General features: G+C 42.4%; 20 protein-coding genes. 6 read left to right on the forward strand and 14 right to left on the reverse strand.

Features of this window, described 5'->3' with window-relative positions:
- Positions 1 to 288 (reverse strand): transposase (locus G626_RS0113710; RefSeq protein ID WP_022930733.1); only part of this gene is annotated, 288 nt, incomplete at its 3' end.
- Between the two features lie 183 nt (positions 289 to 471).
- A complete protein-coding gene (locus tag G626_RS0113715) occupies positions 472 to 1,983 on the reverse strand; it encodes a hypothetical protein (protein ID WP_022933358.1) in 1,512 nt (503 codons plus the stop codon).
- Positions 1,984 to 2,215: 232 nt separating this feature from the next.
- Here G626_RS0113715 and G626_RS17750 point away from each other — a divergent pair, with 232 nt between their 5' ends.
- Complete coding sequence (locus G626_RS17750) at positions 2,216 to 3,661, forward strand: glycoside hydrolase family 16 protein (RefSeq protein ID WP_081647558.1); 1,446 nt, start codon at positions 2,216 to 2,218, stop codon at positions 3,659 to 3,661.
- 90 nt (positions 3,662 to 3,751) lie between these two features.
- Here G626_RS17750 and fabV read toward each other — a convergent pair whose 3' ends face one another.
- The 4 genes from fabV to fabF all read right to left on the reverse strand — a co-directional run bounded on the left by fabV (position 3,752) and on the right by fabF (position 9,881).
- Positions 3,752 to 5,005 carry an enoyl-ACP reductase FabV gene (fabV, locus tag G626_RS0113725; RefSeq protein ID WP_022933360.1) on the reverse strand — a complete coding sequence of 418 codons (1,254 nt, stop codon included), beginning with the start codon at positions 5,003 to 5,005 and terminating at the stop codon, positions 3,752 to 3,754.
- 128 nt (positions 5,006 to 5,133) lie between these two features.
- Complete coding sequence (locus tag G626_RS0113730) at positions 5,134 to 7,791, reverse strand: hypothetical protein (protein ID WP_022933361.1); 2,658 nt, start codon at positions 7,789 to 7,791, stop codon at positions 5,134 to 5,136.
- A 15-nt stretch (positions 7,792 to 7,806) separates the two neighbouring features.
- The gene (locus G626_RS0113735) at positions 7,807 to 8,553 is read right to left on the reverse strand and encodes a hypothetical protein (protein ID WP_022933362.1); all 747 of its coding nucleotides are present in this window, start codon (positions 8,551 to 8,553) and stop codon (positions 7,807 to 7,809) included.
- Positions 8,554 to 8,630: 77 nt separating this feature from the next.
- Positions 8,631 to 9,881, reverse strand: a complete 1,251-nt coding sequence (gene fabF / locus G626_RS0113740; RefSeq protein ID WP_022933363.1) for a beta-ketoacyl-ACP synthase II — start codon at positions 9,879 to 9,881, stop codon at positions 8,631 to 8,633.
- Between the two features lie 122 nt (positions 9,882 to 10,003).
- Between fabF and G626_RS0113745 the strand changes: the two genes are divergently transcribed.
- Positions 10,004 to 11,116, forward strand: coding sequence for a DUF362 domain-containing protein (locus tag G626_RS0113745; protein WP_022933364.1), 1,113 nt, complete (start codon positions 10,004 to 10,006; stop codon positions 11,114 to 11,116).
- Here G626_RS0113745 and G626_RS0113750 read toward each other — a convergent pair.
- The 6 genes from G626_RS0113750 to G626_RS0113775 all read right to left on the reverse strand — a co-directional run bounded on the left by G626_RS0113750 (position 11,113) and on the right by G626_RS0113775 (position 18,473).
- Complete coding sequence (locus G626_RS0113750) at positions 11,113 to 11,544, reverse strand: ACT domain-containing protein (RefSeq protein WP_022933365.1); 432 nt, start codon at positions 11,542 to 11,544, stop codon at positions 11,113 to 11,115. The genes G626_RS0113745 and G626_RS0113750 overlap by 4 nt on opposite strands.
- Before the next feature lie 9 nt (positions 11,545 to 11,553).
- On the reverse strand, positions 11,554 to 12,864 hold the full coding sequence (locus G626_RS0113755) for a phenylacetate--CoA ligase family protein (protein ID WP_022933366.1): 1,311 nt from the start codon (positions 12,862 to 12,864) through the stop codon (positions 11,554 to 11,556).
- A gap of 405 nt (positions 12,865 to 13,269) precedes the next feature.
- Positions 13,270 to 14,520 carry a SpoIIE family protein phosphatase gene (locus G626_RS0113760; protein WP_022933367.1) on the reverse strand — a complete coding sequence of 417 codons (1,251 nt, stop codon included), beginning with the start codon at positions 14,518 to 14,520 and terminating at the stop codon, positions 13,270 to 13,272.
- A 114-nt stretch (positions 14,521 to 14,634) separates the two neighbouring features.
- Positions 14,635 to 15,204 (reverse strand): indolepyruvate oxidoreductase subunit beta, encoded by a 570-nt coding sequence (locus tag G626_RS0113765; protein WP_022933368.1) that lies wholly within the window; start codon positions 15,202 to 15,204, stop codon positions 14,635 to 14,637.
- Positions 15,204 to 16,991 (reverse strand): thiamine pyrophosphate-dependent enzyme, encoded by a 1,788-nt coding sequence (locus G626_RS0113770; RefSeq protein ID WP_022933369.1) that lies wholly within the window; start codon positions 16,989 to 16,991, stop codon positions 15,204 to 15,206. The genes G626_RS0113765 and G626_RS0113770 overlap by 1 nt, the downstream gene beginning before the upstream one ends.
- Positions 16,992 to 17,090: 99 nt before the next feature.
- Positions 17,091 to 18,473, reverse strand: coding sequence for a TrpB-like pyridoxal phosphate-dependent enzyme (locus G626_RS0113775; protein ID WP_022933370.1), 1,383 nt, complete (start codon positions 18,471 to 18,473; stop codon positions 17,091 to 17,093).
- A gap of 183 nt (positions 18,474 to 18,656) precedes the next feature.
- Between G626_RS0113775 and G626_RS0113780 the strand changes: the two genes are divergently transcribed.
- Positions 18,657 to 20,300 (forward strand): class I adenylate-forming enzyme family protein, encoded by a 1,644-nt coding sequence (locus G626_RS0113780; protein WP_022933371.1) that lies wholly within the window; start codon positions 18,657 to 18,659, stop codon positions 20,298 to 20,300.
- A 72-nt stretch (positions 20,301 to 20,372) separates the two neighbouring features.
- Positions 20,373 to 20,531 carry a rubredoxin gene (locus tag G626_RS17985; protein WP_022933372.1) on the forward strand — a complete coding sequence of 53 codons (159 nt, stop codon included), beginning with the start codon at positions 20,373 to 20,375 and terminating at the stop codon, positions 20,529 to 20,531.
- Positions 20,532 to 20,653: 122 nt separating this feature from the next.
- Here the strand turns inward: G626_RS17985 and G626_RS0113790 are convergent, their stop codons facing one another.
- Both G626_RS0113790 and G626_RS17755 read right to left on the reverse strand, forming a co-directional pair.
- A complete protein-coding gene (locus G626_RS0113790; RefSeq protein ID WP_022933373.1) occupies positions 20,654 to 21,145 on the reverse strand; it encodes a DUF456 domain-containing protein in 492 nt (163 codons plus the stop codon).
- Complete coding sequence (locus G626_RS17755) at positions 21,142 to 22,575, reverse strand: HD-GYP domain-containing protein (RefSeq protein WP_022933374.1); 1,434 nt, start codon at positions 22,573 to 22,575, stop codon at positions 21,142 to 21,144. Before G626_RS17755 ends, G626_RS0113790 begins: the two co-directional genes overlap by 4 nt.
- 207 nt (positions 22,576 to 22,782) lie before the next feature.
- On the opposite strand from G626_RS17755, the gene hisG reads away from it, so the two are divergent.
- Together hisG and hisB are read left to right on the forward strand one after the other, a co-directional pair.
- Positions 22,783 to 23,655, forward strand: a complete 873-nt coding sequence (gene hisG / locus G626_RS0113800; protein ID WP_022933375.1) for an ATP phosphoribosyltransferase — start codon at positions 22,783 to 22,785, stop codon at positions 23,653 to 23,655.
- Positions 23,656 to 23,777: 122 nt separating this feature from the next.
- Positions 23,778 to 24,392 carry an imidazoleglycerol-phosphate dehydratase HisB gene (gene hisB / locus G626_RS0113805; protein WP_022933376.1) on the forward strand — a complete coding sequence of 205 codons (615 nt, stop codon included), beginning with the start codon at positions 23,778 to 23,780 and terminating at the stop codon, positions 24,390 to 24,392.
- Positions 24,393 to 24,454 lie beyond the last annotated feature (62 nt).

The raw sequence follows: 24,454 nt of genomic DNA on the forward strand, positions 1-24,454 counted from the left end.
CCAGGCACCTACAGTTCCATGTTCAGCTATTCCAAATTTTATTGCTGTCTCTCTGTCAGATAGACTATATTCTTGTTGATAGTTTAATACTTTTAGCTTGAATTCTGAACTAAAAACTGTAGTTTTTGATTTTTTATTAATGAATCCGTTCGTGTTGTATTTCTTTACCCATAATTTTATCAAACTGATATTAATTTCTAAATCTCTTGATAATTGCCTTACAGGTATTTCTTCTTCAAGATGTTTTTTTATAACTGACATCTTAAAAGCTTCTGTGTATTTGGACATAAAAAATGCACCTCCAAAATTAAACTTTATGTCTAACTTTTGGGGTGCACTTCAAGTGTCTAAAGCGGGCGGCTTTATAACCATAACGCGGAGACACCCAATTGAATCGGGCATTTCCTTTTCATAAATATACCACAAAAGAATTATGGCGTCAAATTTCCAAATATGCTTAAAGAAGCAATATTAATAATTCTTAAGAATTGTTAATAAATCCGGAATATCGCGATCAAAAATAGTCTTTAATGATTCTATTGAATTTTTGTCCTTATCTGTTTCAGATGGAAGTTTAGAAACATCAATTCCCTTCCAGAGCTTCTCAGCCTCAGCGACTTTTCCTTCTTTTGCAAGATAAAGACCGTAATTTAATGGAGCAAGAACAAGCTTTGTAACAGGCTCATTTTCTTTTGAAGAAATAATCTCCTTATAAATTGCTTCAATTTCAGCATCATTTTCAATTACTTCATCTTTAACAAAAGTATCAATCAGATTGCCCTTATCAATCAAAGACATTTCAGCATTATAACTTTCTTTTCCAAGATTCAAATTACCGGAAGTAACAAGCATTCCATTTTCAAAAGGAACAGCAATAAAATTATAATCAATGCTGCTGTTAATCATAAAGCCAGTTGAAATAGCATTTGTTTCACCAGTTGTTTTATTTGTTGTAAGCATTGCATTTGTCTGGAAAAGATATCCAAAATCAACACCAGGAATTACACCTTTTTTAAGCTGAACTTTTGAAATAAGAATTATAAGATTTCTAAGTTCACCCTGTTCAGCAAATCTGTCACCGACAACAATTGCACGAACATCAGTATCTTTTTCAAGAGCAGGAAGGTCTTTTACAAGAGCTCTGGTAAACTGAACTTTCTGCTCATCATTCATTACAGAACTCAAATTAAGTCTTTCATCCAGCATAAGGAAGATTGAACTTGCATAGAAGGCAGATGCTGAATACTTACTTTCAACCTCGTCTTCAATATCCATATACCAGGTGTCACCTTTGGCAGGCTGCGCTTTTTGTATTTCAGCAACAGCTTTCTTCAATTTTGGATTTGCAGGCTTAGGGATTGCGGCACCGGTATTTTTAGAAGGTCCATTCTGAACTACAAAACTAAACTTTCCCTCTGTTGTGGTACGGAAAGGTAAAACATTACCTCCACCATAATCAAATTCAAAACCTACATCTTCCGACAAATCTGGTTTTACTCCAAGATAATAAGTTCCGCTTGTCTGGATTTCCCAGTCAGTAGTAACCTTGTATAAAACCGCTTCAAGGTTTGTCGGAGCTTTTGCTTCTCCAACATAATTTACATTTTTGATCTGATTTTTATTTTCATCAAAAAGAAAGATTTCTGGAATAACAACCGATTTTTTTTCCGGATTTAATCCTACAACACCATTTGGATTAGATTTAAAAACTATAGAATAAGTTTTTCCTTCCTCAAACTTTACCTTATAGAGAATAACGGGAATATCCTTATCAAGTTTTTCATCATGTACGATTATGCATTTTTTTGAGTTAAATTCACTTTTGACAGTTTTTCCAACCGAAACTTCTTTTATTGAAGCATCTGAAGTTGCTTCCTCTAAACTTGAATATATCGTTGCTGTTTTAGAAGCAGCTGTTGCAAAGCCTGCGAAAAACGAAGCAATAAGAAAAAAGGCCATTGTCTTTTTGAATTTCTTTATCATTTTTATACTCCTACTTTAAATGATATTTAATTATCACTTATTAGATAGAAATTAGCAACATAAAAATAACTTATAACAAAAAAATTAAATGACAAATAAGTCAATTTAACAAAAATCGCATGGGGCAATAAAGCTTATTTGGAAGGAGATAAGCTCCCCTACCCGAAAAATATGCACCATTTAGAAAATTATCAAACTTTTCTAACTATCACCCCCCGTTTATACTACAGCCATGAAATTAAAGAATATAACTTTGAAAAAAACTAAATTACTATTCATTTTAATTGTGGCTTCTCTTTTGTTTTCTTTCACATACGTTTCTTGTGATATTGCCTCTACTACAGCTGATGAAACAAATTCAGAAAGTATTGATATTCCTAACGATACCGATAAGGGTGATTCTAACAAGGGAAATGATAGTGGAACAGACAGTGGGTCGAACACGGACAATGACAGCGTAACTGACGATGGTTCAAACGACGACAGCGACAGTGAACCAGCTGATAACCCGGCTTTTCCAGTAACTCGTACTACCGTTAATATTCCCGAGAATGCATTGGTTATTTTTGATTCTGATAAGGGCATAGATAAAATTAATAATACAGCAGTATGGGGAAATGCAACTTTATCAAATGTAACGGTAGATGGAAAGACTGTAAAAAAATATGAATTAGGCTCGGGTAACGATAAAGCGTTTGTGGGGAATTTAACAGAAACTTTTAATTTCCCAGAGGCATCAATTATCTATTTGAGTGTTTATGCAAATAATAATTTTAAATTTGCTCATCATCCTGGAGCAAATGGCGACATTCCTCAGACAGTTAAGTGGCCAGATTTATGGGACTGGTATTCGGTTTTCAAGACTATGACGGGTGAAAGTTCTATGAACAGCATTGCTTTTTCTTCAGATTCAAATCAGGTCTTCTATATAGATCATATTTATATAGTTCCACATGAACCTGTAATAGAGACAATTAACCTGAATGATTTTGAGATAGTTTGGCAAGATGAATTTGACGGAACTTCTCTTGATACATCAAAATGGAAGTATGAGACAGGCGCTTCAGGCTGGGGAAATCATGAGCTTCAGAATTATATTGATGATGGCAGAACTACAGTTGTCAGCGATGGTACCTTAAAAATAAAAGCTTTTAAGGAAAACGATGAATGGAAAAGTGCACGTATTAATTCTAAAACAAATCTGAAATATGGCTATATAGAAGCAAGAATGAAGATTACAGATAAGAAAGGTGCATGGCCAGCATTCTGGATGCTTGGTGAAAATTTTGGTAATGTAACTTGGCCTGCTTGTGGAGAAATAGATATTATGGAAAATGCTCCATCAACATTTGGTGATGGTAAAGTTTTTGGAACTTTACATGCCAGAGGACATCATGCAGATGCTGGTATTAGTATCGGTTCTAAAACAATTGAAAACTTATCTTCTGAATGGCATACCTGTGCAGTTCTTTGGACAGAAGAAAGAATCACACTGTACATTGATGGAGTTAAAAAGGATTCATACAACAGTGATGGAACAACAGAAAACTGGCCGTATAATCAGAATTTTTACATTTTGTTAAATTTAGCAATTGGTGGAGATTTGGGTAATACAGAACATGCTGCAAGTTTAACAGATGCACAGTTTGAAGTTGATTATGTAAGATGGTATCAATAGTAGATTAAAAAAAGATCCCCCTCTCCATACTGAAAAGGGGGATTTTCTGGCAGATGCTGAAACAAGTTCAGCATGACAATTTATTTATGTCTAAATCTGGTCCATTCTTGCAACATCTGCAGTGTAATCTACGCCTGCAACGTCAAATCCGTTTGTTGCGTAGAAGTCGTGCTTGTAACCTGCGAGGTCGCAGATTTCCTTGATGTTGTCGTTGTTTACCTTAGCCATAAGCTTATCAACTTCTGCCTGAACATCCGGCTGCATTTCCAGGTCGTCTACACGGATGCGGTTTTCTTCATCAACAGGAACCTTGCCTGCGGCGTTGTTTTCGCCTGTGTAAAGGCGTTCTGCAAAAAGGCGTTCCATCTGTTCGATACAACCTTCGTGAGTTCCTTTAGCCTTCATAACCTTGAAGAGGATTGAAAGGTAGAGAGAGATGATTGGGATAACTGCGCTTGAGCGTGTAACAAGTCCCTTGTTTACAGAAACGTAAGCGGCACCGCCGAGCTCCTTAGCAAGTTTGTCATTCAATTCATGAGCTGTTGCTTCAAGGTGCTTTTTAGCCTGACCGATTGTTCCGTCGCGGTAAATAGCGTGGCTCAACTCTGGTCCGATGTACGAATAAGCAACTGTACGGCAACCTTCTGCAAGAACGCCTGCAGCGCTCAACTGGTCAATCCAGAGCTTCCAGTCTTCACCGCCCATAACCTTCACAGTGTTTGCAATTTCTTCTTCGTTAGCAGGCTCTGCGGCACTCTCCTTAAGAGAGTCTGTCAAAATATCAATACCAAGACCAGCATAAGTTTTACCAATTGGCTTAATGACAGACTTATACAAAACGTGAGCACCAGTTGGGCTGTTAGGGTCAATCTTGTCCGGGTCAGAGCGAACAGGAGAAGCGAGTGAGTAAACAATAAGGTCAAACTTCTTACCGGCCTTCTTTGCTTCTTCGATAATCATTTTGCGTGTTTCGTGGCTGAAAGCGTCAGCAGAGAAAGTTTCTGTAAAAAGCCCTTCTGCCTTTGCAGCGCGGTCAAATGCGAGGTTGTTATACCAGCCAGGAGTTCCACCCTTAGTTTCAGTTCCGGCCTTTTCAAAAGAAACACCGATTGTATCTGCGCCGTATTCGAATGCAGCAGAAATGCGGCTAGCCAATCCGTAGCCTGTAGAACAGCCGAGCACGAGTACGAACTTAGGACCATTTCCGCCCTCTTTCAAGCTCTTTGTTCCGCGCTTAGCCTTCTGAGCCTTTACGTATGCAATCTGATTTTCAACTTCTTTAGCGCATCCAATAGGGTGAGCGTTAAGACACATGTTCGAACGAACCATTGGTTTGATAATCATAGTGATAACTCCTTTAAATAGATTGTCGGGTCAAGCCCGACAATGACATTGTTTGTCATATTCGGGCTTGACCCGAATATCTATTTTACATTTTATCAAAAAGTGTCATTTAAAACAAGGATGCCCTGTCAGCCCTTCAGTTTCGGTCCTTCACTCTTTACAATTTCACCATTCTCAAGCCTTAATCGGAAAATCTGCCATACCTTCTGGTCTTTTAATCCTGGAATATCATAATTCCAGTACTTCTTTGAAAGTAGCGGCGGATCCAGACAGAACTGAACGTCCCCACTGTAACTGAAGCCTGCATCCATATCCATATCAAGAATAATCACCGGATCCAGAAGCAATGTATAAGCCAAGCCTAAATAAGCACTAAGAGGAGCAAAGAAATCAACCTTTCCACCTAAAGTAACATCGGCCCCTGCACCAAGAACGTCATAACCGATTCCGCCCCCCAAACGGAACTCAGCCGTTGGTACAATTGTAAACTTTACGCCTCCACCAATCTTAAACTGCTTAGGGTCTCGGCTTGTAATTCCTGCAAAGCCCGCATTCTCGCTGATAGTTTCTGCTGATGCATAAGTATTACAATAGAAAGTTGTCGGATCAGGAATACCAGAATACTTTTTTCTAAAGCCCCAGTTTATGCCGGCCTTACAGTCAAACACAGTCATGTAGATTCCACATACAGAAAGGTTATCAAGTTCAACCACGGCAGCAGTCTTAAACAAAATATCAAAACGGGCATCAATGGTAAGAACAAGTGGCAATGCCGGAACCGGCTGTATACGCTGGTGAGTAGCCTTAGCATCTTTGGAAGGCCTGATACCATTTTTATAAGATGATTTTTGAAGTTTATCAGAAGCATCAAATACCCAGCTGTCAAGTCCAAGCTCATCCTTAAGGTCCATCTTGCTCATTGTATCAAGATAGTCTTTTACCTCTTCTGTGCTGTAATGTCCGTCTGGGAATTTCTCATTAAACTTTTCCTGAAGTTCTCTTACGCTTTTCTTTTCCGGAGCACTATCGGCAAAAAAGGATGTTGAAGAAACATTGAAAGTAATTTTATTCTCAAGCTCAAACTTAATCAAAACTCCCATCTTAATATTTACACTAGGATTGGAATTTGCAAAACTAATTCCACCACCAATTCCAATGCTTAAGTCTGTCTTTGTGCTTTTAACGATATCCTTAATCCACTGCTGTCCTGTAAGAGTTGCAAGCAAAGGAGCAAAATTATAACTGTAAAGCTGAGAGAAATATTTCTCAATTGCATCACGCTTTATCTCGTAGTCTACATAAGAATCTACTTTTGTTTCTCTTTCTTTTGCATGTTTTAGCGCAGCTTCTCTCTGATAGCTTCTGATTTCCAGATTATCTGACCAGGATGGAAGGTTCAAATCACCTATTTCATAATCTTGTCCTCTTCCATCACTAAGGCCACCATTTGTTGGCCTGCCGGAAGTTGGAACTGGTGCCGGAACAGGCGCTGGGGCTGGCGAAACGCTTCTTACTACAGATCTTGCGGCAGTTCTTTCAGCTTCTTCATCTTCTTGAGTAGCCTGCTGAATTACATCTCCAAAATCAATGTAGAGCCATGGAATTATATTACTCAAAGTCTGAGAAAAAAGATTCACATCAGGACAGCTGTCTGGGTAAATAAGAGCCAAGGCATGTCGGCAAAAAAGAACTCTTTCAACCTCACCCGCAATTGGTGCTCCCAGTAATTCATTACGAATTTCATCTACAGCATGGCCAGAATTAGCAGCTACAAGCCTTTCAAGGAAAGATGATTCACGAATCAAGTGATTCAAATACACAACATTTTCGGCAATACTGCGACCAGAATAGTTTTCCTTTACAATACTTGAAGGCATAACAGAAAGCAGAGTATTAATATTAAACTCATCAGTAAATTCATTTGCCTTAAATTCAAATTCCTCTGGTGTAGAATTAGAAGAAATCTGTTCTACTTCTTCCAACTCACCATCTATAATACTTCGGGCAGCAGAACGGGAACTTCTATTTCCTCCAATAAATCTAGCTATAGTATTCTCCTCTGTATCAAGGACATAATCTCCATACGAAACATCTGATACTAACGAACGGTTGTTAGTACCAACATCATACTTATTAATAATAAACTGACCATCTGGATTTATACCAAGAAGTCCATTCGGATATACACCTCTGGAATACTGAATTGGAATAACAGAGAACATTGTGGAAGAGTTTGCTCTTTCAACATCACTTAAAAAAGTAAGCCACATATTTTCCTTATATCCATTACGGCCTGGATCTGGTTTTGAATATTTAATATCAGCAAAACCATCTCCATTTAGATCTGCTGTATCACCAGCTTCAAGGGTAAATCCTCCGGCAGAAACATAATGACCAGATTCATTAGAAGGAAACTTGTAATAGCTGAATGAAATTTCTGATCTGGAGATTGAATCTATTTCTATAAAACCAAGTTCGTAGTTGAGTTTTGAATTTCTATATCCATATTCTCCATTTCCAAGATCATACTTTTCAACTTCACCGATTCGTACAGAAACTATAACACCCTTTCCAAGTTGATTTGCATTTGAATCCTTAGGACTATACAACATTGAGCCGCCCATAAACATCATTCTCTCTACATCAGAACGGTTCATTATTGAACGGATACTTCTAACAGAGGCGAGAGCAGAATCATCATCATCACGATCAGGTAATCCAACCAATAAATCACAACTAAAAAATAAAACTGACACAAAGAAAAGAAACAAACAGTGCTTTCTCATAAGATTCCTCCTTCCTTAATCCGCAAAACAATAAATACTGTAGACAGCATATTCCATTTCTTTGAATCCGATGTCCACGCTTGCATCATGCAAATCAACTACAAACTCATTTTCTTGTGCGCCATAGTTTTGTGATGAAGTCCAGATAATTGACTTCAACTCTGCCGCTCCACATTTTTTTACTGAAGGCTGAACTGCCTCAAGAGTTTCTGCAAGTTCATAAGCTTCCGAAGCGGTTGGAAGATACCAGCCATTTTTGTATTTTTTAAGATTATTATTTATTCCGTAATTTACTGCATAGTCATAAGCCGGATAATCAGCAAAGGATTTTTTTGCATTATCATCATAAAGGCCAATATTCTTCCAGGCTTTTCGACCGTCTATCAAACCAAAAAAGCCACCGTTATTATACTGGCCTTCAGCTATACTATATTCCTGGGCAACAATAATAGTCTGATTCGCAAGAATATTTGTGATATATCCTTTTGAAGTTGTAGGAGTAAATTTAAGCGGCTCAGAAGGATTTAATCCCACTCCTAATACCCTGGAAGAGTTTTCCTCATGTCCGCCGCTTGTAGAAAAAATTACGGCCATCGGTTTTGAATTACCTTTATAGGCATCAAAATCCGAAGGAGCTAAAACAGTGCCGTCATCCAGAACAATATCGCCGACACTATATCTGGAATTTGCATTACATGAAATTAATAAGAAAGAAAAAAGAATGAAAATAAAAAGTCTGTAATGCTTATAGAAAAACTTCATATTGACCTCCATCAGACAAATTAATTACTCATAATAATTGTCTCAGATTTTATATAGAAGTCAAATGATTTTTCTAATTACAGTTTTTTGAGAATTACACAGCCATTGTGTCCGCCAAAGCCGAGTGAACAGCTGGCACTTGCTTTAATTTCGCAGGCAACTCCCTTGTTTGGAGTGTAGTCCAGATCGCAGCCGTGTTCCAGGTCTGGGTTTTCCAGATTGATTGTAGGCGGAACAAAAGAATCTTCCATTGCCTTAATGCACATAATTGCTTCAATGGAACCAGCCGCGCCAACCATGTGACCAATCTCACTCTTAGTAGAAGAGATGTGAAGCGACTTTGCAGCCTCGCCAAAAACTGATTTAATCATTGCAGTTTCTGCTGTGTCGTTTGCTGCTGTAGAAGTTCCGTGGGCATTGTAGTACTGAACATCAGCTGGCTGCATGCCAGCATCTTCGAAAGCACGCTTCATTGCAAGAGCACCACCACTTCCATCCTCGCGAGGGGCTGTGATGTGATAAGCATCTGAGCTTGAACCATAACCTGCAAGTTCGGCATAAATCTTTGCACCGCGGGCCTTTGCATGCTCGTACTCTTCCAGAATCAGAACAGCAGAACCTTCTGCCATTACAAAGCCTGAGCGGTCTTTGTCAAAAGGACGGCTGGCCTTTTCCGGTGCATCATTAAACTTATTTGTAAGGGCACCCAGAGCCTGGTAACAGCCGATATTAAAACCGGTAAGATTTGCATCTACACCGCCGGCAAAACAAAGGTCGAGGCGGCCGCTGCGAATCATATCAAGCGAAAGTCCCAGGGCATCTGTACCGGAAGCACAGGCTGTAGAAAGGGTCCATGAAGGGCCCATAATTCCAAAGTGCATTGCAACACCGGCAGAAGCCTCGTTATTCAAAACAAAAGGTGCTGTAAGAGGAGGAATGCGGTCTACTCCGCTTGCCGGGTCCAGATATTTTTTATAGGCAGTTTCCAGGTCATCAGAAAGTCCGATTCCAACACCTGTTACAATTCCGGCTTTTTCATCTTTAAGATTTTCAGGGGTAAGTCCCGAGTCGTTTGCAGCTTCGATGCTGGCACCAAGCAGGAACTTGCTCATGCGGCTCATTTTGCGGGCCAGTTTGCGGTCTACTCCATAATTGTTTATATCAAAATCTTTAACTTCGCCTGCAATCTGAACCTGATGCTGAGATGCATCAAACAGTGTGATTTTTGTGATTCCACTCTTTCCGTTTTTTACATTTTCCCATGCAGTTTTTACATCGTTTCCAACAGAAGAAACGCAACCCAATCCGGTAACTACAACTTTGCGCATTAAAAACTCCTTAAGTCTAAGTATAACAAAAAAGACTGCCCTTGTCATTGCGAGGCAAAAGGCCGTGGCAATCCATCTCATTGACGTTGCATTATTGAACTTGTCGTTTTATAATTATTCTTATGACCAAAACCGTTGCGCTGCAAAAGTGCGATGAATATGATTTTGAAAAAGTTCTCACCTGCGTAAAAAAGCTGCTGGAGCTGGTACCGCCGCCGGATGTACGCGGAAAAACCGTTCTGCTTAAGCCTAACATTCTTTATCCTAAAGCGCCTGAGCTTGCCGTTTGTACTCACCCCGTAGTTGTAGGGGCCGCTGTGCGTGCCTTTAAGGAATTGGGTGCGGCCCGCGTAATTGCGGGAGAGTCGCCTGCCATTGCGGGCTCTGCTACTGCCGCTAAGGCTACAGGCATGTACGAGCAGGTAATTAATAACGGCGGAGAATGGGCTGATTTTAAGGAGCACGTGAGTGTGCCCTGCCCGGACGGAAAAGTCGTAAAAAATCTTGATTTTGCCAGGCAGTTTCTGGAAGCTGATATTGTAGTTTCCCTTTCAAAGCTCAAAAGCCATCAGCTTATGGCCTACACCGGCGCCATGAAAAATCTTTTTGGGCTGATGATTGGTCTTGAAAAAGCCGGCTGTCATTACCGCTTTTCAAAGAAGGAAGATTTTGCGGCCTTCCTCACAGACCTTGTTGTAGCCGCAAAGCCCGGCTACGCAATTATGGACGCAATTGTAGGAATGGACGGGCCGGGAGGACCGGGAAGCGGAGATCCTATTCAACTCGGTTTTCTCGCCGCCTCGGATAATATTCTGGCGCTCGACTGGAAGTGTGCGGAACTCGTTGGTTACAACCCCCACAATGTTTTGAATCTCGAGGATGCGCTGAGGCGCGGCATCTGGTTGAACTCGCCGGCGGAAATTACAACGAGCGGCGCGGCGGAAGAGGCCTGCCGTTCTACAAGCTTCCGCATTGTAAGGGACTCTAAAGCTCTGTCTAATCAGATGCCGGGGGTAATAAACTTTCTGGCCAAAAAGCTTCTTATGAAAACGCCGCACTTTAATGCCAGAAAGTGCAAAAAGTGCCGCCGCTGCGAACAGATCTGCCCGGCCCACATCATAAAAATGAACGGGACAGACTCCACGGCCCGCCTTGCAGACAAATCAAAATGCCTGCACTGCTTCTGCTGCCACGAAATCTGCCCCGCAGATGCTATTGTTTTAAAAAGATTTTAAATCTCAGCCAGATCCTTCTGACCAATCATTCTGATTCCTGCCTTCTCCAGCACCTTCTCTGTTTCCGGCACATCAGTACAGCGGATAATCATATAAGCCGAGCCGGACTTGCGTCCGGTAAAGCCGTACATGTACTCAACGTTGCGGCCGTTATCTGCAAGAATCTTAAGAATGCGGTTGAGGCTGCCTGCTTCATCTGGAATCTCAATCGCAATTACAGAAGTTACCTTTACAATGTAATGAGAGCGCTCAAGAGCTCCCTGCACCGCAGCGGCATCGTCCACGATGATTCGCGCAATTCCAAAGTCGCTTGTATCTGCAAGGCTCATTGCCCGCATATTGATGTTATGTGTTGCCAGAACGTTTGTAAATTCTGCCAGTGCATTCTTTCTGTTTTCGATAAAAATTGAAATCTGTTCTATTGTCATATGAGTCTCCTAGTCGTGTAATTTACGAGTATCAATTACTCGCTTAGCCTTTCCTTCTGAGCGGGCAATGCTCTTTGGTGCCACCAGAGTAACCTTAGCCTTAATCTGAAGAACGCTGAGCAATGCGGCCTCAAGCTGCTTTTCTGCCTTGTTTACTTCAGAAACCACATCGCTGAACTTTTCTGCTGTCATTTCAACCTTGATTTCGAAGGTATCTGTGTTGTTTACGCGGCCAACGTGAATCTCGTAGTTTGCAGGATAACCGTTCTGCATAAGAACACCCTCAATCTGGCTTGGGAATACGTTAACTCCGCGGATGATAAGCATATCATCAGTTCGTCCCATTGGCTTACTCATGCGCACAAAGGTACGACCGCAGGCACAAGGAGCACGGTTGAGAACGCCGATATCCTTTGTACGGAAACGCATAAGAGGGAAAGCCTGCTTTGTGATTGCAGTGAATACAAGTTCTCCCTTCTCGCCGTCTGGCAGGCGCTTTCCGGTTTTCGGATCAATTGTTTCTATAATAAAGTGGTCTTCGTTTACGTGCATACCGGCCTGCTCAGAACATTCATAAGCAACACCAGGCCCCATAACCTCGGTAAGACCGTAAATATCGTAGGCCTTGATTCCAAGGGATTTTTCGATGTCGCGGCGCATTTCTTCTGTCCAAGGCTCAGCACCAAAAATACCGGCTTTAAGGTGAATATCATCCGGAGTGAGTCCCATCTCTTTAAGAGTTTCGCCAAGGTAAGCGGCGTAGCTAGGTGTACAGAAAAGAATAGTTGATTTCAAATCCTGCATGAAGGTAATCTGGCGCTGAGTGTTACCGCTCGAAATTGGAATAACCTGAATACCAAGCTTTGTCGCACCACCGTGAACACCAAAGCCACCTGTGAAAAGTCCGTAACCGTAAGCATTCTGGGCAATGTCATTTTCATCACAGCCGATTGCTACCAGCTGACGGGCAGTACAATCATCCCAGATGTCCAGGTCTTCTTTTGTGTAGCCTACAACAATCTGCTTTCCGGTTGTACCCGATGAAGCGTGGATGCGCACAACCTTGCTCATTGGAACTGCGAAAAGCCCATAAGGATATGTTGCGCGAAGGTCATCCTTGCAGGTGAATGGGATTTTATCAAGGTCATCAAGCCCCTTAATATCATCCGGAGTAACGCCCGCTTCTTCGCAGCGCTTTCTGTAGTATTCAACATTTTCATAAACATGGCGGAAGTTTTTTGCCAGTCTCTCGCCCTGAAGCTTACGAAGCTGCTCCAATGGCATACATTCTGATTCTTTCTGATAATATTTTAAATTCATATGTTCCTCGTTCAACGGTGGTTTCGATACGTCCTTCGGACACTCAACCACCGTATTCACAGTTTTACCGGTGGTTGAGTGCCCGCAAAGCGGGTGTATCGAAACCACCGTCTGTTTTTATTTATAATGTTATGGATTCGTTACCGTGCACTGTTCAATGAACGCATTGCACAAAAAGATAAGAGAAGTTCGCCCTTAGGCGAAAAAGAAAGTATTAAAGGAAAAGACAAAGCTCTTAAGCGAGCCTAAATTTCTTAACATATACTTAATATTATCACTACATAGTCAGAATGTAAAGACTAAAACAAAAAATTATAAATGCTTGTCATTGTCCGGCTTGACCGGACAATCTAGGCATCACTATCCTGTCTAGATTCCCTGGTCAAGCCAGGGAATGACATATTTCTAGAATCTCACATTCATAACCGTTATGTCATCTGGAAGGAGGGCCTGACCGATCCAATCCGTAACAGTCTTTTCAATTGTCTTTTCTGCGGAGTAGACATCTGTGTTGAAAAGTTCGCCAAAGAAGGCTTTTGTACGAGGCTCGTCGTAGCGCTCGCCGTCATCACTCTGCATATCAGTAAATCCGTCTGAATATAAATCTATCTGCAGACCTGGCTTCATAGGCATTTTGTAGGCACCTTTCTTTTCGCCGGTAATTGCATCTGCTACCGCGCCCATTCCAAAAGGAGGTAAGGTCGGAGCAAGAGTTGCAACGCGGCCCTTACCCGCATCATCCTTCAGGTATGCAAAAACATTTGTATGACCGCAGTTATAAACGCTTACCGACTTTGCCTTATAATCAACATAGCAGACAGCACCGGTAATAAAGTTTCCAACCGGAACAATCTCTTTTAAGAAGTTATCCAGCATTACAACCAGCTGGGATGGTGCAAGATTTGAAGAATCCTGCAAAGAAAGCATAGAGAAAATTGAACCAAGAGTTACGGTAAGAAGAGAGGCCGAAACATTTTTTCCTGAAACATCAAAGCAGCCGATTACATAGCGGCCTTCGCAAAGCTCCTTTGCAACATAATAGTCGCCGCCAACAGCATTGGCCATGCGGTTCCAGATGCATACATCAAAAGGAAACTTCTTAGCATCTGAATTCTTTTTAAGCATGTTCTGCTGAATTGCCGCTGCCTTTTCCATATCCTGGGCGCGGAGTTCTTCCAGTTTTGCATTCATTTTTGCAATTGAAACAATTCCGTAAAAACTTCGGTTATTGAGAAGAACTACAAGATGTTTGAATTCTGATTTAATTGCAGCATCATTAACTTTTGCGGCAACCTTTTCTATAAAGTCGCTGCAGTTTAATGTGAAAGGACTTTCTTTAAGATAATCTCCACAAGTCTTTGAAGCAAAGAGCTTAAAGCCCGAGGCCTTGTTCTTTTCGATTACATCTCGTTCTACAACTCCGACTACTGCATCATCTCTTTCTATTGGAACGGCAGTAAGGTCCGGCTGCTGCTCAAACATTTCCAGCACTACATCCAGGCTGGCACGACTGCTAACCGGTTCAATGGTCATTACAATTGAACCAATCTGTCTTTCATTAAATGAATTTTCAAAACCTGTCTTTCTTACATCAATTGAACTTTTTTCTTCAAGATCCTCTGAAAAGAAAGAACTATCAATTATTTCTTCTTCCATAGGTAATTTCCCCTACTATAATTATACACCCAATAATCAAATTGTAAAGGAAATTATGGATTGCCACGCCCTTCGGGCTCGTCATTGCGAGGAGCCGAAAGGCGACGTGGCAATCTATTCACCACGACCAAGCATAAATGCTTTTTTGTTCATCTCAAGGAACTGTGGCTTAACCAGCTTTTCAATAGCAGCCATCCAGGCATCTACCGGGAAGTCCATGTAGCGGGAAAGACGTCCCATCAAAACGATATTTACTGATTTTGCAGTTCCGGCCTGCTCAGCAAGAGTGAGACAATCAAGGGCATCAACCTTAATTCCTGCCTCCCCCATCTTGCCAACCAGATCCTCAGGATACTCAGCCGCGCCGGTAATTACAGGCATAGGATCAATCTTCTGAGTATTTACAACAATCTGTCCGTCAGTCTTAAGCCATTCAGTGTAGCGGGCAGCCTCAAGCAGCTCAAAAGAAACAATAAAATCAGCCTCTCCCTTATCAACGATTGGTGAATAAACCTTGTCGCCGTAGCGAACATAAGTAACAACCGAACCGCCGCGCTGGCTCATTCCGTGAACCTCGCTAACCTTTACATCATAGCCCGCATCAAGCAGAACCTGTCCCAAAGTTTTAGACGCAAGCAAAGCACCCTGTCCGCCCACGCCAACTATCATTATATTTTTTACCATTATAGCGCTCCGAATTTACACATCTGACTACAAACACCACAGCCAACACAAAGTGTCGCATCAATCTTAGCCTTTCCGCCCTTCATAGAAATTGCCGGACAGCCAATCTTCATACACATTTTGCAGCTCTTACACTTATCCTGGTCAACTACCAGCGGAGGATTGTGCTTTACTTCCTTAAGAAGTGCACATGGTCTGCGGCTGATAATCAGGCTTGGCTCTGCAACTTCGAGCTCTTCGCGAACAGCTGTCTCACACTCAGCAATGTTGTAAGGGTCAACTACACGAACTCTATTAATTCCCATAGCGCGGGCCAGAGCTTCAAGGTCTACACGGCCGGCAGGGTCGCCATAAAGGTTCTTTCCTGTAGTAGGATTCTGCTGATGGCCAGTCATACCAGTAATTGAGTTATCAAGCACGATTACAGTTGAGTTAGACTGATTGTAAGCAATTGTTGCAAGACCTGTCATACCTGAATGCATGAATGTAGAGTCACCAATTACAGCAACAGACTTTTTCTCGTTGTCTGCGCCGCCAGCCTTGTTCCAGCCGTGAAGTCCGCTGAAGCTTGCTCCCATACACAAAGTAACATCCATAGCAGACAGAGGCGCAACCGAGCCCAAAGTATAACATCCGATATCACCAAATACAGTTACCTTAAGTTTGTTGAGTGCATAGAACATACCGCGGTGAGGACAACCTGCACACATGATTGGAGGGCGAACAGGAATCTGAACTCCGTCAAGTTTTTTACCCTGTGGAACATCCTTTCCAAAAGCGGCAGCCACAAGATTCTGGCTGAACTCGCCGCAAATCGGGAACATATCTTTTCCGTGAATCTCACACTTAAGGCCAAGTCCGCGGACAAAAGTTTCAATAATAGGATCCAGCTCTTCCACAACAATCAGCTTTTCAAGGCCTTCAGCAAACTTGCGGATCATATCAGCAGGAAGAGGATTTACCATTCCAAGCTTCAAAATATTTACGCTGTCGCCAAGCACTTCCTTCACATACTGATATGATGTTGACGAAGTGATGATACCAACCTTATCAGACTGTACGGTGGTATCGGTGGTTGAGTAGCCCGCAGGGCGTATCGAAACCACCTCAGTAGACTTCTCAATTCTATTCACACCACTTGTCTCACTCCACTTCTCCAGATCCTTCATTCTCTGTTCAACAAAAGGATGGCGCTTGATTGCGTTTGCAGGAGCCATTACATATTTTGAAATTGTCTTTTCGTAAGCCTTGTGCTCTGGGACGACGCGTTCTGCAGGCTCAGTAATGCTCTGACTGTGAGCAACGCGGGTACACATCTTGTACAAAACCGGAGTATCAAATTTCTCACTGATTTCAAAAGCCATTGCGGCAAAGCGGCGGGCTTCATCAGCATCAGAAGGTTCAAGCATAGGAACCTTTGAAGCAATAGCATGATGTCTTGAATCCTGCTCGTTCTGACTCGAATGCATTCCAGGATCATCAGCTACACCAATAACAAGACCGGCATTAACGCCAGTATAACTCATTGTATAAAGAGGGTCGGCAGCAACATTGAGACCAACGTGCTTCATACCACAGAAGGCACGGCGGCCAGCCAGACAGGCACCAAAAGCCGACTCAAGAGCAACCTTTTCGTTCGGTGCCCATTCACAATAGATTTCTTTAAACTTTGCAGCTTCCTCAGTAATCTCCGTACTAGGAGTTCCCGGATAACTCGAAATAACCTCGCAGCCAGCCTCAAACAAACCACGAGCCGCCGCAGCGTTACCCAACATAAGTTGTTTCATCTTTTTTCCCTTATAAAATTGATTTTTAGTGAGACTATAATTTTACAGCGATTTTAAGGAATGGTAAAGATGAGCAGGGGGACGCACCCCCCATAAAGCTTAAAACTCATTTCCCGGGAAACGAGGAATCATATCTGTGGCTTTTTTGATTTCTGCATCACTTGGTATATAATCGCTCATTTCGCCGTCGTTAAAGGCCTTGTAAGCATACATATCAAAATAGCCGGTTCCTGTAAGACCGAATACGATGTTCTTAGCCTCGCCGGTCTCCTTGCACTTCATTGCTTCGTCAATTGCAACGCGGATTGCATGGCTGCTTTCCGGAGCAGGTAAAATGCCTTCGATGCGGGCAAAATCTTCAGCAGCCTGGAAAACCGCAGTCTGTTCTACAGAGCGGGCCTCAAGCAAGCCCTGGTCATAAAGTTCACTTACAATGCTGCTCATTCCGTGGTAACGCAGACCGCCGGCATGACTTGCAGAAGGCATAAAGCCGCTACCAAGTGTATACATTTTCTGAAGAGGACAAACCTTTCCAGTATCACAATAGTCATAAGCGTAAACACCGCGGGTCAGGCTAGGACACGAAGCAGGCTCAACTGCGATAATCTTATAATCAGCCTCACCGCGGAGCATCTCTCCTGCAAATGGAGAAATCAAACCGCCCAGGTTACTTCCACCACCCGCACAGCCAATAATAATATCAGCTTTAACACCGTATTTATCGAGGGCTGTTTTTGTTTCAAGACCAATTACACTCTGGTGCAGCAAAACCTGATTCAAAACTGAACCAAGCACATAGCGGTAGCCTTCATGAGTTGTAGCATGCTCAACCGCCTCGGAAATTGCACAGCCGAGAGAGCCGTTAGTTCCCGGGAACTCGGCATTTATACGGCGGCCTACCTCGGTATTCATAGAAGGAGAAGGAGTTACATTTGCACCATAAGTGCGGATTACCTCACGGCGGAAAGGCTTCTGCTCATAAGAGCACTTTACCATATAAACAACGCAGTCCAAGCCGAAGTAAGAGCTTGCCATAGAAAGGGCTGTTCCCCACTGGCCGGCACCAGTCTCGGTAGTAACACCCTTGAGCCCCTGTTTTTTTGCGTAGTAGGCCTGGGCAATGGCCGAGTTCAGCTTATGGCTGCCCGAAGTATTATTGCCTTCAAACTTGTAGTAAATGTGAGCCGGAGTCCCAAGCTTCTTTTCAAGACAGTAAGCGCGGACAAGTGGTGCCGGGCGGTACATTTTATAGAAGTTTCTGATTTCTTCAGGGATTTCGATGTAAGCGTCTGTTTCGTTGAGTTCCTGGGCAACCAGCTCCTTACAGAAAACCTTTTCCAGCTCTTCTGAAGTACAAGGCTTGTGAGTCTGTGGATTCAAAAGCGGAGCCGGCTTCTTTTTCATATCTGCGCGGACATTATACCAGGCTTTAGGCATCTCCGATTCTTCAAGATAAATTTTGTATGGAATTTCCTTTGCCATAATATAACCTCCGTTGGCACTTCTTTTTGAGAAAATAGTACGTTTCTTTTTACAGAAACAAATAACAAGTTGTAATATATAACACGCAGTTATTTCTGTCAACATAAGAACTTTTTTCCCTTTAATTTTTCTTCTTTATGATTTATAATTTTCTGAAGTATTATTAAAGAATCGAGGAATAAAATGCCAATCACCAAATATCTTGAATCAAACGCAGAAAAATATGGAAACGACTGCGCACTTGTAGAATTAAACCCGGAAGTAAAAGACACCCGCCGCATGACCTGGAAGGAATTCGACCTTACCCAGCCGGAGCCTAATCTTCCTTACCGCCGCGAAATCAGCTGGCGCATTTTTAACGAAAAGGCTAACCGCTGTGCCCACTACCTTTTGGAACGCGGCGTTCGCAAAGGCGACAAGGTTGGTATCTTACTCATGAACTGCCTTGAATGGCTTCCAATCTATTTTGGTATTCTTAAAACCGGAGCTCTGGCCGTACCACTCAACTTCCGCTATGCCTCAGACGAAATTGACTACTGTCTCAACCTTGCCGACATTTCAGTGCTTTTCTTTGGCCCTGAGTTTATCGGCCGTCTCGAATCAATTTCCGAAAAAATAATGAACCGCCGCCTTCTTATTTACGTTGGCGAAGGCCTCACACCTACCTTCTCAGAAAACTACATTTCATCTGTAATGAACTATTCGTCAGAAAACCTTAACATAGAGCTCACAGATGATGATGAAGCCGCAATCTACTTCAGCTCGGGAACAACAGGCTTCCCTAAGGCTATTCTTCATAAGCACCGCGCCCTCATGCACTCTGCTGCCGTAGAACAGAAGCACCACGGTCAGACAAAGGACGATGTATTCCTCTGTATTCCGCCGCTTTACCACACAGGTGCAAAAATGCACTGGTTCGGCTCCCTTATTTCGGGCAGCAAGGCAGTCCTTCTCCGCGGAACCAAGCCGGAAGTAATTCTCAAGGCAGTTTCTGACGAGCTTTGTACAATTGTATGGCTTCTCGTTCCATGGGCACAGGATATTCTCGACAGCCTCGACCGCGGCGACCTCAAAATCTCCGACTACAAGCTTGACCAGTGGCGCCTTATGCACATTGGTGCCCAGCCGGTTCCAAAAAAGCTTATTGAAGACTGGAAAAAATACTTCCCTCACCATGACTACGACACAAACTACGGACTTTCAGAATCTATCGGACCTGGTTGTGTTCACCTTGGCGTTGGCAACGACCACAAAATCGGAGCAATCGGTATTCCGGGCTACGGCTGGAAGGTTAAGATTGTAGACGAGCACCGCAAGGAAGTAAAACAGGGCGATGTAGGCGAGCTTGCCGTATTCGGACCTGGCGTTATGGTCTGCTACTATAAAAATCCGGAAGCAACTAAAGAAGTTATGGACGATGAAGGCTGGCTCTACACCGGAGATATGGCAATGATGGACCCGGACGGCTTTATCTACCTTGTAGACCGCAAGAAGGACGTTATCATCACAGGTGGTGAAAACCTCTACCCTGTTCAGATTGAAGACTTCCTCCATAAAATGGAAGCAATTAAGGACGTTGCTGTTATCGGCCTTGCAGACAAGCGCCTGGGAGAAATCGCAGCCGCAATCATCGAGGTAAAACAGGGCTACACCTGCACAGAAGAAGATGTAAACAACTTCTGTCTGGAACTTCCAAAGTACAAACGCCCACGCAAAATCATCTTTGCACCGGTTCCTCGTAACCCTACAGGTAAAATTGAGAAGCCAAAGCTGCGTGAAATGTACAGAACAGAAGATCCGTTTAAGGTAATGCAGGCAGACTCGTAAAATAAAACTTTACAAACGGGGAATCCGTGTTATAATTAACTATATTAAATTTGTTTTACGAGGTGACCTGATATGGAAAGAATGCAATGTGATAACTGTGGACATGTTTACGATAAAGATGAAGGCGATCCAAAAAACAACGTAGCACCAGGAACTTCTTGGGCTGATGTACCGGCTGATTACAAGTGTCCAGAATGTGGTGCCGGAAAGGATAAGTTCATCATTGAATAGATGTCCGGGTCAAGCCCGAACATGACAAAATAGAATAAATCTTTTGATTTATATAAATTAGGGGGAAAGAGCGTTCCGTAAGGAGCGCTCTTTTTTTTACAAATCGTCATACAGGACTTCTATTATCTGAAGAAACTGATTACAAATACCCAGATAAAGCCAAGAACCGTAATCATTTTAAGTCCAGTTCCAAGCAAAAAGCCCATAAATGCTCCAAAAGCAGCCTTAAGCACACCCTCTTGTTTTCCTTCTTTATTTATCCATTCTCCAATCAGGGCTCCAAAGAAAGGACCAAGAATAATTCCCCATGGTCCGGTAAAAAATCCTACAATCAGGCCAATAGTGGCGCCTCTTGTAGCATACTTACTGCCGCCAAATTTCTTAGTCATCGTAACCGGAAAAAAATTATCAGCTATAGAAACTACAACTGCAATTACTGCAGTAATAATGAGACAGGCCAGCGAAATATCATTAAAATCAGAAAAATATGCAGCCAGCAGGCCCGCCCAGGCAAGTGGTGCACCTGGTAAAACCGGTACAAAGGTTCCTAAAAATCCAACCAGGAGCAGAACGCCTGCTACAAGGCACAAAATTACACTAATTCCTGTACTCATTTTCCAGCCTTCCCTAAAACTTCTAATTCAGGATAGAATTTTTTCCATCTTGCAAGTTCATCATCAAATTTTGCCCCTTCCATGGTTTTAAAATCAAGATCAATTGAAACAATCTCATTTTTAAGACCAATTACGGCATCTGCAATGCAAGGCTCAAAAGATTTACCCTTTTCTTCTTCAAAAACCTTAATTGCTTCATCAATAGACTTAGGTTCTTTATAAAGTCTCGGACTGATTAAAGCATCCAGAACATCAGCAGCTGCAAGAATACGGGCACAAAGAGGAATGGTATTTCCTGCAACTCCATAAGGATATCCGCTTCCATCCCATCTTTCATGATGATAAAGAGCCATTTCTTTAGCGATTATATTGAAAGAACCATCATCTATAAGAGGCATACCTTCAAGTATTTTTCTTCCTTCCATAGGATGAGTTTTCATAATCTCGTATTCTTCTTCTGTATACTTTCCAACCTTGTTTACAATTCTCTGAGGAATTCTGATTTTACCGGCATCGTGCAAAAGGGCCGCCAGCATATAGCACTCTATTTTTTCCTCTGTCAGTTCTTCTTCATAATAACCGCTGTTAGCCAGTTTTTTACAGATTTCCTGTACATATTTTCCAACATGATAATTATGAGTAACACCAAATATATCAAAAGAACCAAAGCTTTTTACAACAAATTCAACAATCTTATGCTGATTTTCACTAAGGCTTTCGTTGCGGGAATTAAGTTCCTTGTTCAGTTTTTCAATATATTCATTCTTTTCCTGAAGCTCTTTATTTGTATTGAACTGCTCCAGCGTTTTTTCGTTCAGTCGCTTGTAAGCACCATCCTTATCTGCATTGATAGACATAAGACGGCGGAAGGTTTCGTAAGTTCTTCTGGAAAGAAAGTCCGTAACCAAAAATACAAAAATAAACTCAATAATTACACCCGGAACATTTTCTACAAACCAGCGCATAGGAGTTTTTACGCCACTTAAAACCAGAGTAACGGTTGCAGATTTCAGCCAGTAGGCAAATACTGTAAGAATAAAATTGATAATTGTGGTTATTCTTGTGAGACGGCGGTTATAATAAAGACAACTGATGAATGGAGCAAATGCCCAGGAAATAGTAAGAACAATAACACCCTTAAAGCCCAGCAAAAAAACAAAGCCCGAAATAGCAATAAGGCCAAGATACATAGTAACATGCTGAAGAGTCTTTTTTCCCGTTTTATTCAGTATACAGCAAATAGAAGCCATCACAAGGGTATATAAAAAGACCATTACTGCATAAAGGGTTGGTACATACCAGACCCCCACATAGGTAAGGGCAACAAATGAAACTGGAACTATGAGTGCCCAAAAAAGAATGACATAGATTCTCTTGTTGATATTAACAATATTTTCAATAAAGAAAGAATCTTCTTCAGTAATAGGCATTTCTATCTCCTGTGTATGAACGTCCAGGCCTCTTTTTTTCAAGCTGGAAAACCTGTCTATTACTTTTTTTAAATATTATTTAATTATAGCATGAGTAAAACGTTTTCGCAAATTATTAACAATTAATAAATATTTACACTGTCATTGAATTATTGCAGATACTTCTATATACTGTAAACCAAAATAGTCATGAAAAGGAGTATGGAAATGGACAAACTTAAAATCTTACTTGCAAAGGGCAGAATCTACGAGTCAGTTTATGAACTTTTGAGCGACGTAGGTATTTCAATCCATCTTCCAGACCGCACTTACTTTCCTACAACAAATCAGGAAGATCTTGCATTCCAGGTTGTAAAGCCACAGATTGTAAGTCTTCTTCTTGCAAACAACAAGGCTGACATGGGTTTTTCCGGCAAAGACTGGATTTACGAAAACGGCTGCCAGGACGATGTTGTAGAAATTATGGACCTGGGCTTTGACCCGGTACGCATTGTAGCCGCAATTCCGGAAGCACGTGATTTTGATAAACTCTTAAAATCACCGGTTACAATTGCAACAGAATATCAGGCACTAAGTAAAAAGTGGGTTGAAGAAAAGAAAATAGACGGAACAATCTTCCGTACCTGGGGAACTTCAGAAGGTTTCGTACAGGACAACGAAGATTCTATCGCACAGATTTTGATTGATAACACTTCTACAGGCTCTTCACTCAAGGCAAACCGCCTCAAGATTGTAGACACTCTTATGGAATCTTCTACAAGAATGTATGCAAGCAAGGCCGCTATGGCAGATCCTGCTAAAAAGCAGAAAATCATGGAGCTCAAAATGCTCTTTGAAACAGTTTTGAATGCCCGCAGCCGTGTAATGCTTGAAATGAACTGCGCAGAAGACAAGTTCGAAACTCTTATTAAGGGTATTCCAAGCATGAAGAGCCCTACTGTTTCTCCACTTTTCGGCGGAAACGGCTATGCAATCAAAATTGCCGTAAAAAAATCTGAAGTACCTACCCTGCTTCCAAAACTGCAGAGTCTGGGTGCTACAGATATCGTGGAATATGAACTTAGAAAGGTAATGCTGTAGGGGGAAGTCCGCTTGAACCACAGCATATTCATGCTGTGGGCGAATACCCCCTCGCTCGCACTGCGTTGCTCGCTACCCCCTCTGCGGGGACACCCCGCAACGCCCCATAACGGAGGACTTTAATGAGAACTGCAACTGTAAAACGCGTAACCGGCGAAACACAAATCGAACTCACACTCAACCTCGATGGTACAGGTAAGTATGATGTTGAAAACCCGATCGGCTTTTTCGACCACATGCTCCGCAGCTTCTGCAAGCACGGGCTTTTTGACCTCAGCGGTACAATCAAAGGCGACCTCAACGTAGACCAGCACCACACAATTGAAGATACAGGAATCGTACTCGGAGAATGCTTTAAGAAGGCTCTGGGAGATTGCGCCGGCATCTACCGCAGCGGTTTCTTCATTTACCCTATGGACGAGACACTGGCCCAGGCAGCCGTAGACTTCGGCGGCCGTCCATTCCTCGTTTGCAACTCACAGCTTTCGGGAATGCCTCTTGTAAGCGTACAGGACGGCAAGCAGGGTACTTTCCAGACAGACTGCTTTGAAGACTTCTGGCAGGGCTTTGCTAACGCAGCACTTTGCAACTTACACATAGACGTAATCCGCGGCCGCAGCGACCACCACAAAATCGAGGCCTGCTTTAAGGCCGTAAGCCGCGCCATCCGCGCCGCAACAGAAATAGATGCCCGCCGCGGCGGCACCGTTCCAAGCACAAAGGGCGTTATCGTTTAACACTTCACGGTGGTTGAGTACGCCGCAAAGCGGCGTGTATCGAAACCACCTTCAGGAGGTCC

It is taken from the genome of Treponema bryantii NK4A124 (assembly GCF_000421345.1).
GTDB lineage: Bacteria > Spirochaetota > Spirochaetia > Treponematales > Treponemataceae > Treponema_D > Treponema_D bryantii_B.

Coding starts and splice junctions, on each gene's coding strand:
- G626_RS0113715 (WP_022933358.1), bottom strand. CDS start 1,983: ATGATAAAGAAATTCAAAAAGACAATGGCCTTTTTTCTTATTGCTTCG.
- G626_RS17750 (WP_081647558.1), top strand. CDS start 2,216: ATGAAATTAAAGAATATAACTTTGAAAAAAACTAAATTACTATTCATT.
- fabV (WP_022933360.1), bottom strand. CDS start 5,005: ATGATTATCAAACCAATGGTTCGTTCGAACATGTGTCTTAACGCTCAC.
- G626_RS0113730 (WP_022933361.1), bottom strand. CDS start 7,791: ATGAGAAAGCACTGTTTGTTTCTTTTCTTTGTGTCAGTTTTATTTTTT.
- G626_RS0113735 (WP_022933362.1), bottom strand. CDS start 8,553: ATGAAGTTTTTCTATAAGCATTACAGACTTTTTATTTTCATTCTTTTT.
- fabF (WP_022933363.1), bottom strand. CDS start 9,881: ATGCGCAAAGTTGTAGTTACCGGATTGGGTTGCGTTTCTTCTGTTGGA.
- G626_RS0113745 (WP_022933364.1), top strand. CDS start 10,004: ATGACCAAAACCGTTGCGCTGCAAAAGTGCGATGAATATGATTTTGAA.
- G626_RS0113750 (WP_022933365.1), bottom strand. CDS start 11,544: ATGACAATAGAACAGATTTCAATTTTTATCGAAAACAGAAAGAATGCA.
- G626_RS0113755 (WP_022933366.1), bottom strand. CDS start 12,864: ATGAATTTAAAATATTATCAGAAAGAATCAGAATGTATGCCATTGGAG.
- G626_RS0113760 (WP_022933367.1), bottom strand. CDS start 14,520: ATGGAAGAAGAAATAATTGATAGTTCTTTCTTTTCAGAGGATCTTGAA.
- G626_RS0113765 (WP_022933368.1), bottom strand. CDS start 15,204: ATGGTAAAAAATATAATGATAGTTGGCGTGGGCGGACAGGGTGCTTTG.
- G626_RS0113770 (WP_022933369.1), bottom strand. CDS start 16,991: ATGAAACAACTTATGTTGGGTAACGCTGCGGCGGCTCGTGGTTTGTTT.
- G626_RS0113775 (WP_022933370.1), bottom strand. CDS start 18,473: ATGGCAAAGGAAATTCCATACAAAATTTATCTTGAAGAATCGGAGATG.
- G626_RS0113780 (WP_022933371.1), top strand. CDS start 18,657: ATGCCAATCACCAAATATCTTGAATCAAACGCAGAAAAATATGGAAAC.
- G626_RS17985 (WP_022933372.1), top strand. CDS start 20,373: ATGGAAAGAATGCAATGTGATAACTGTGGACATGTTTACGATAAAGAT.
- G626_RS0113790 (WP_022933373.1), bottom strand. CDS start 21,145: ATGAGTACAGGAATTAGTGTAATTTTGTGCCTTGTAGCAGGCGTTCTG.
- G626_RS17755 (WP_022933374.1), bottom strand. CDS start 22,575: ATGCCTATTACTGAAGAAGATTCTTTCTTTATTGAAAATATTGTTAAT.
- hisG (WP_022933375.1), top strand. CDS start 22,783: ATGGACAAACTTAAAATCTTACTTGCAAAGGGCAGAATCTACGAGTCA.
- hisB (WP_022933376.1), top strand. CDS start 23,778: ATGAGAACTGCAACTGTAAAACGCGTAACCGGCGAAACACAAATCGAA.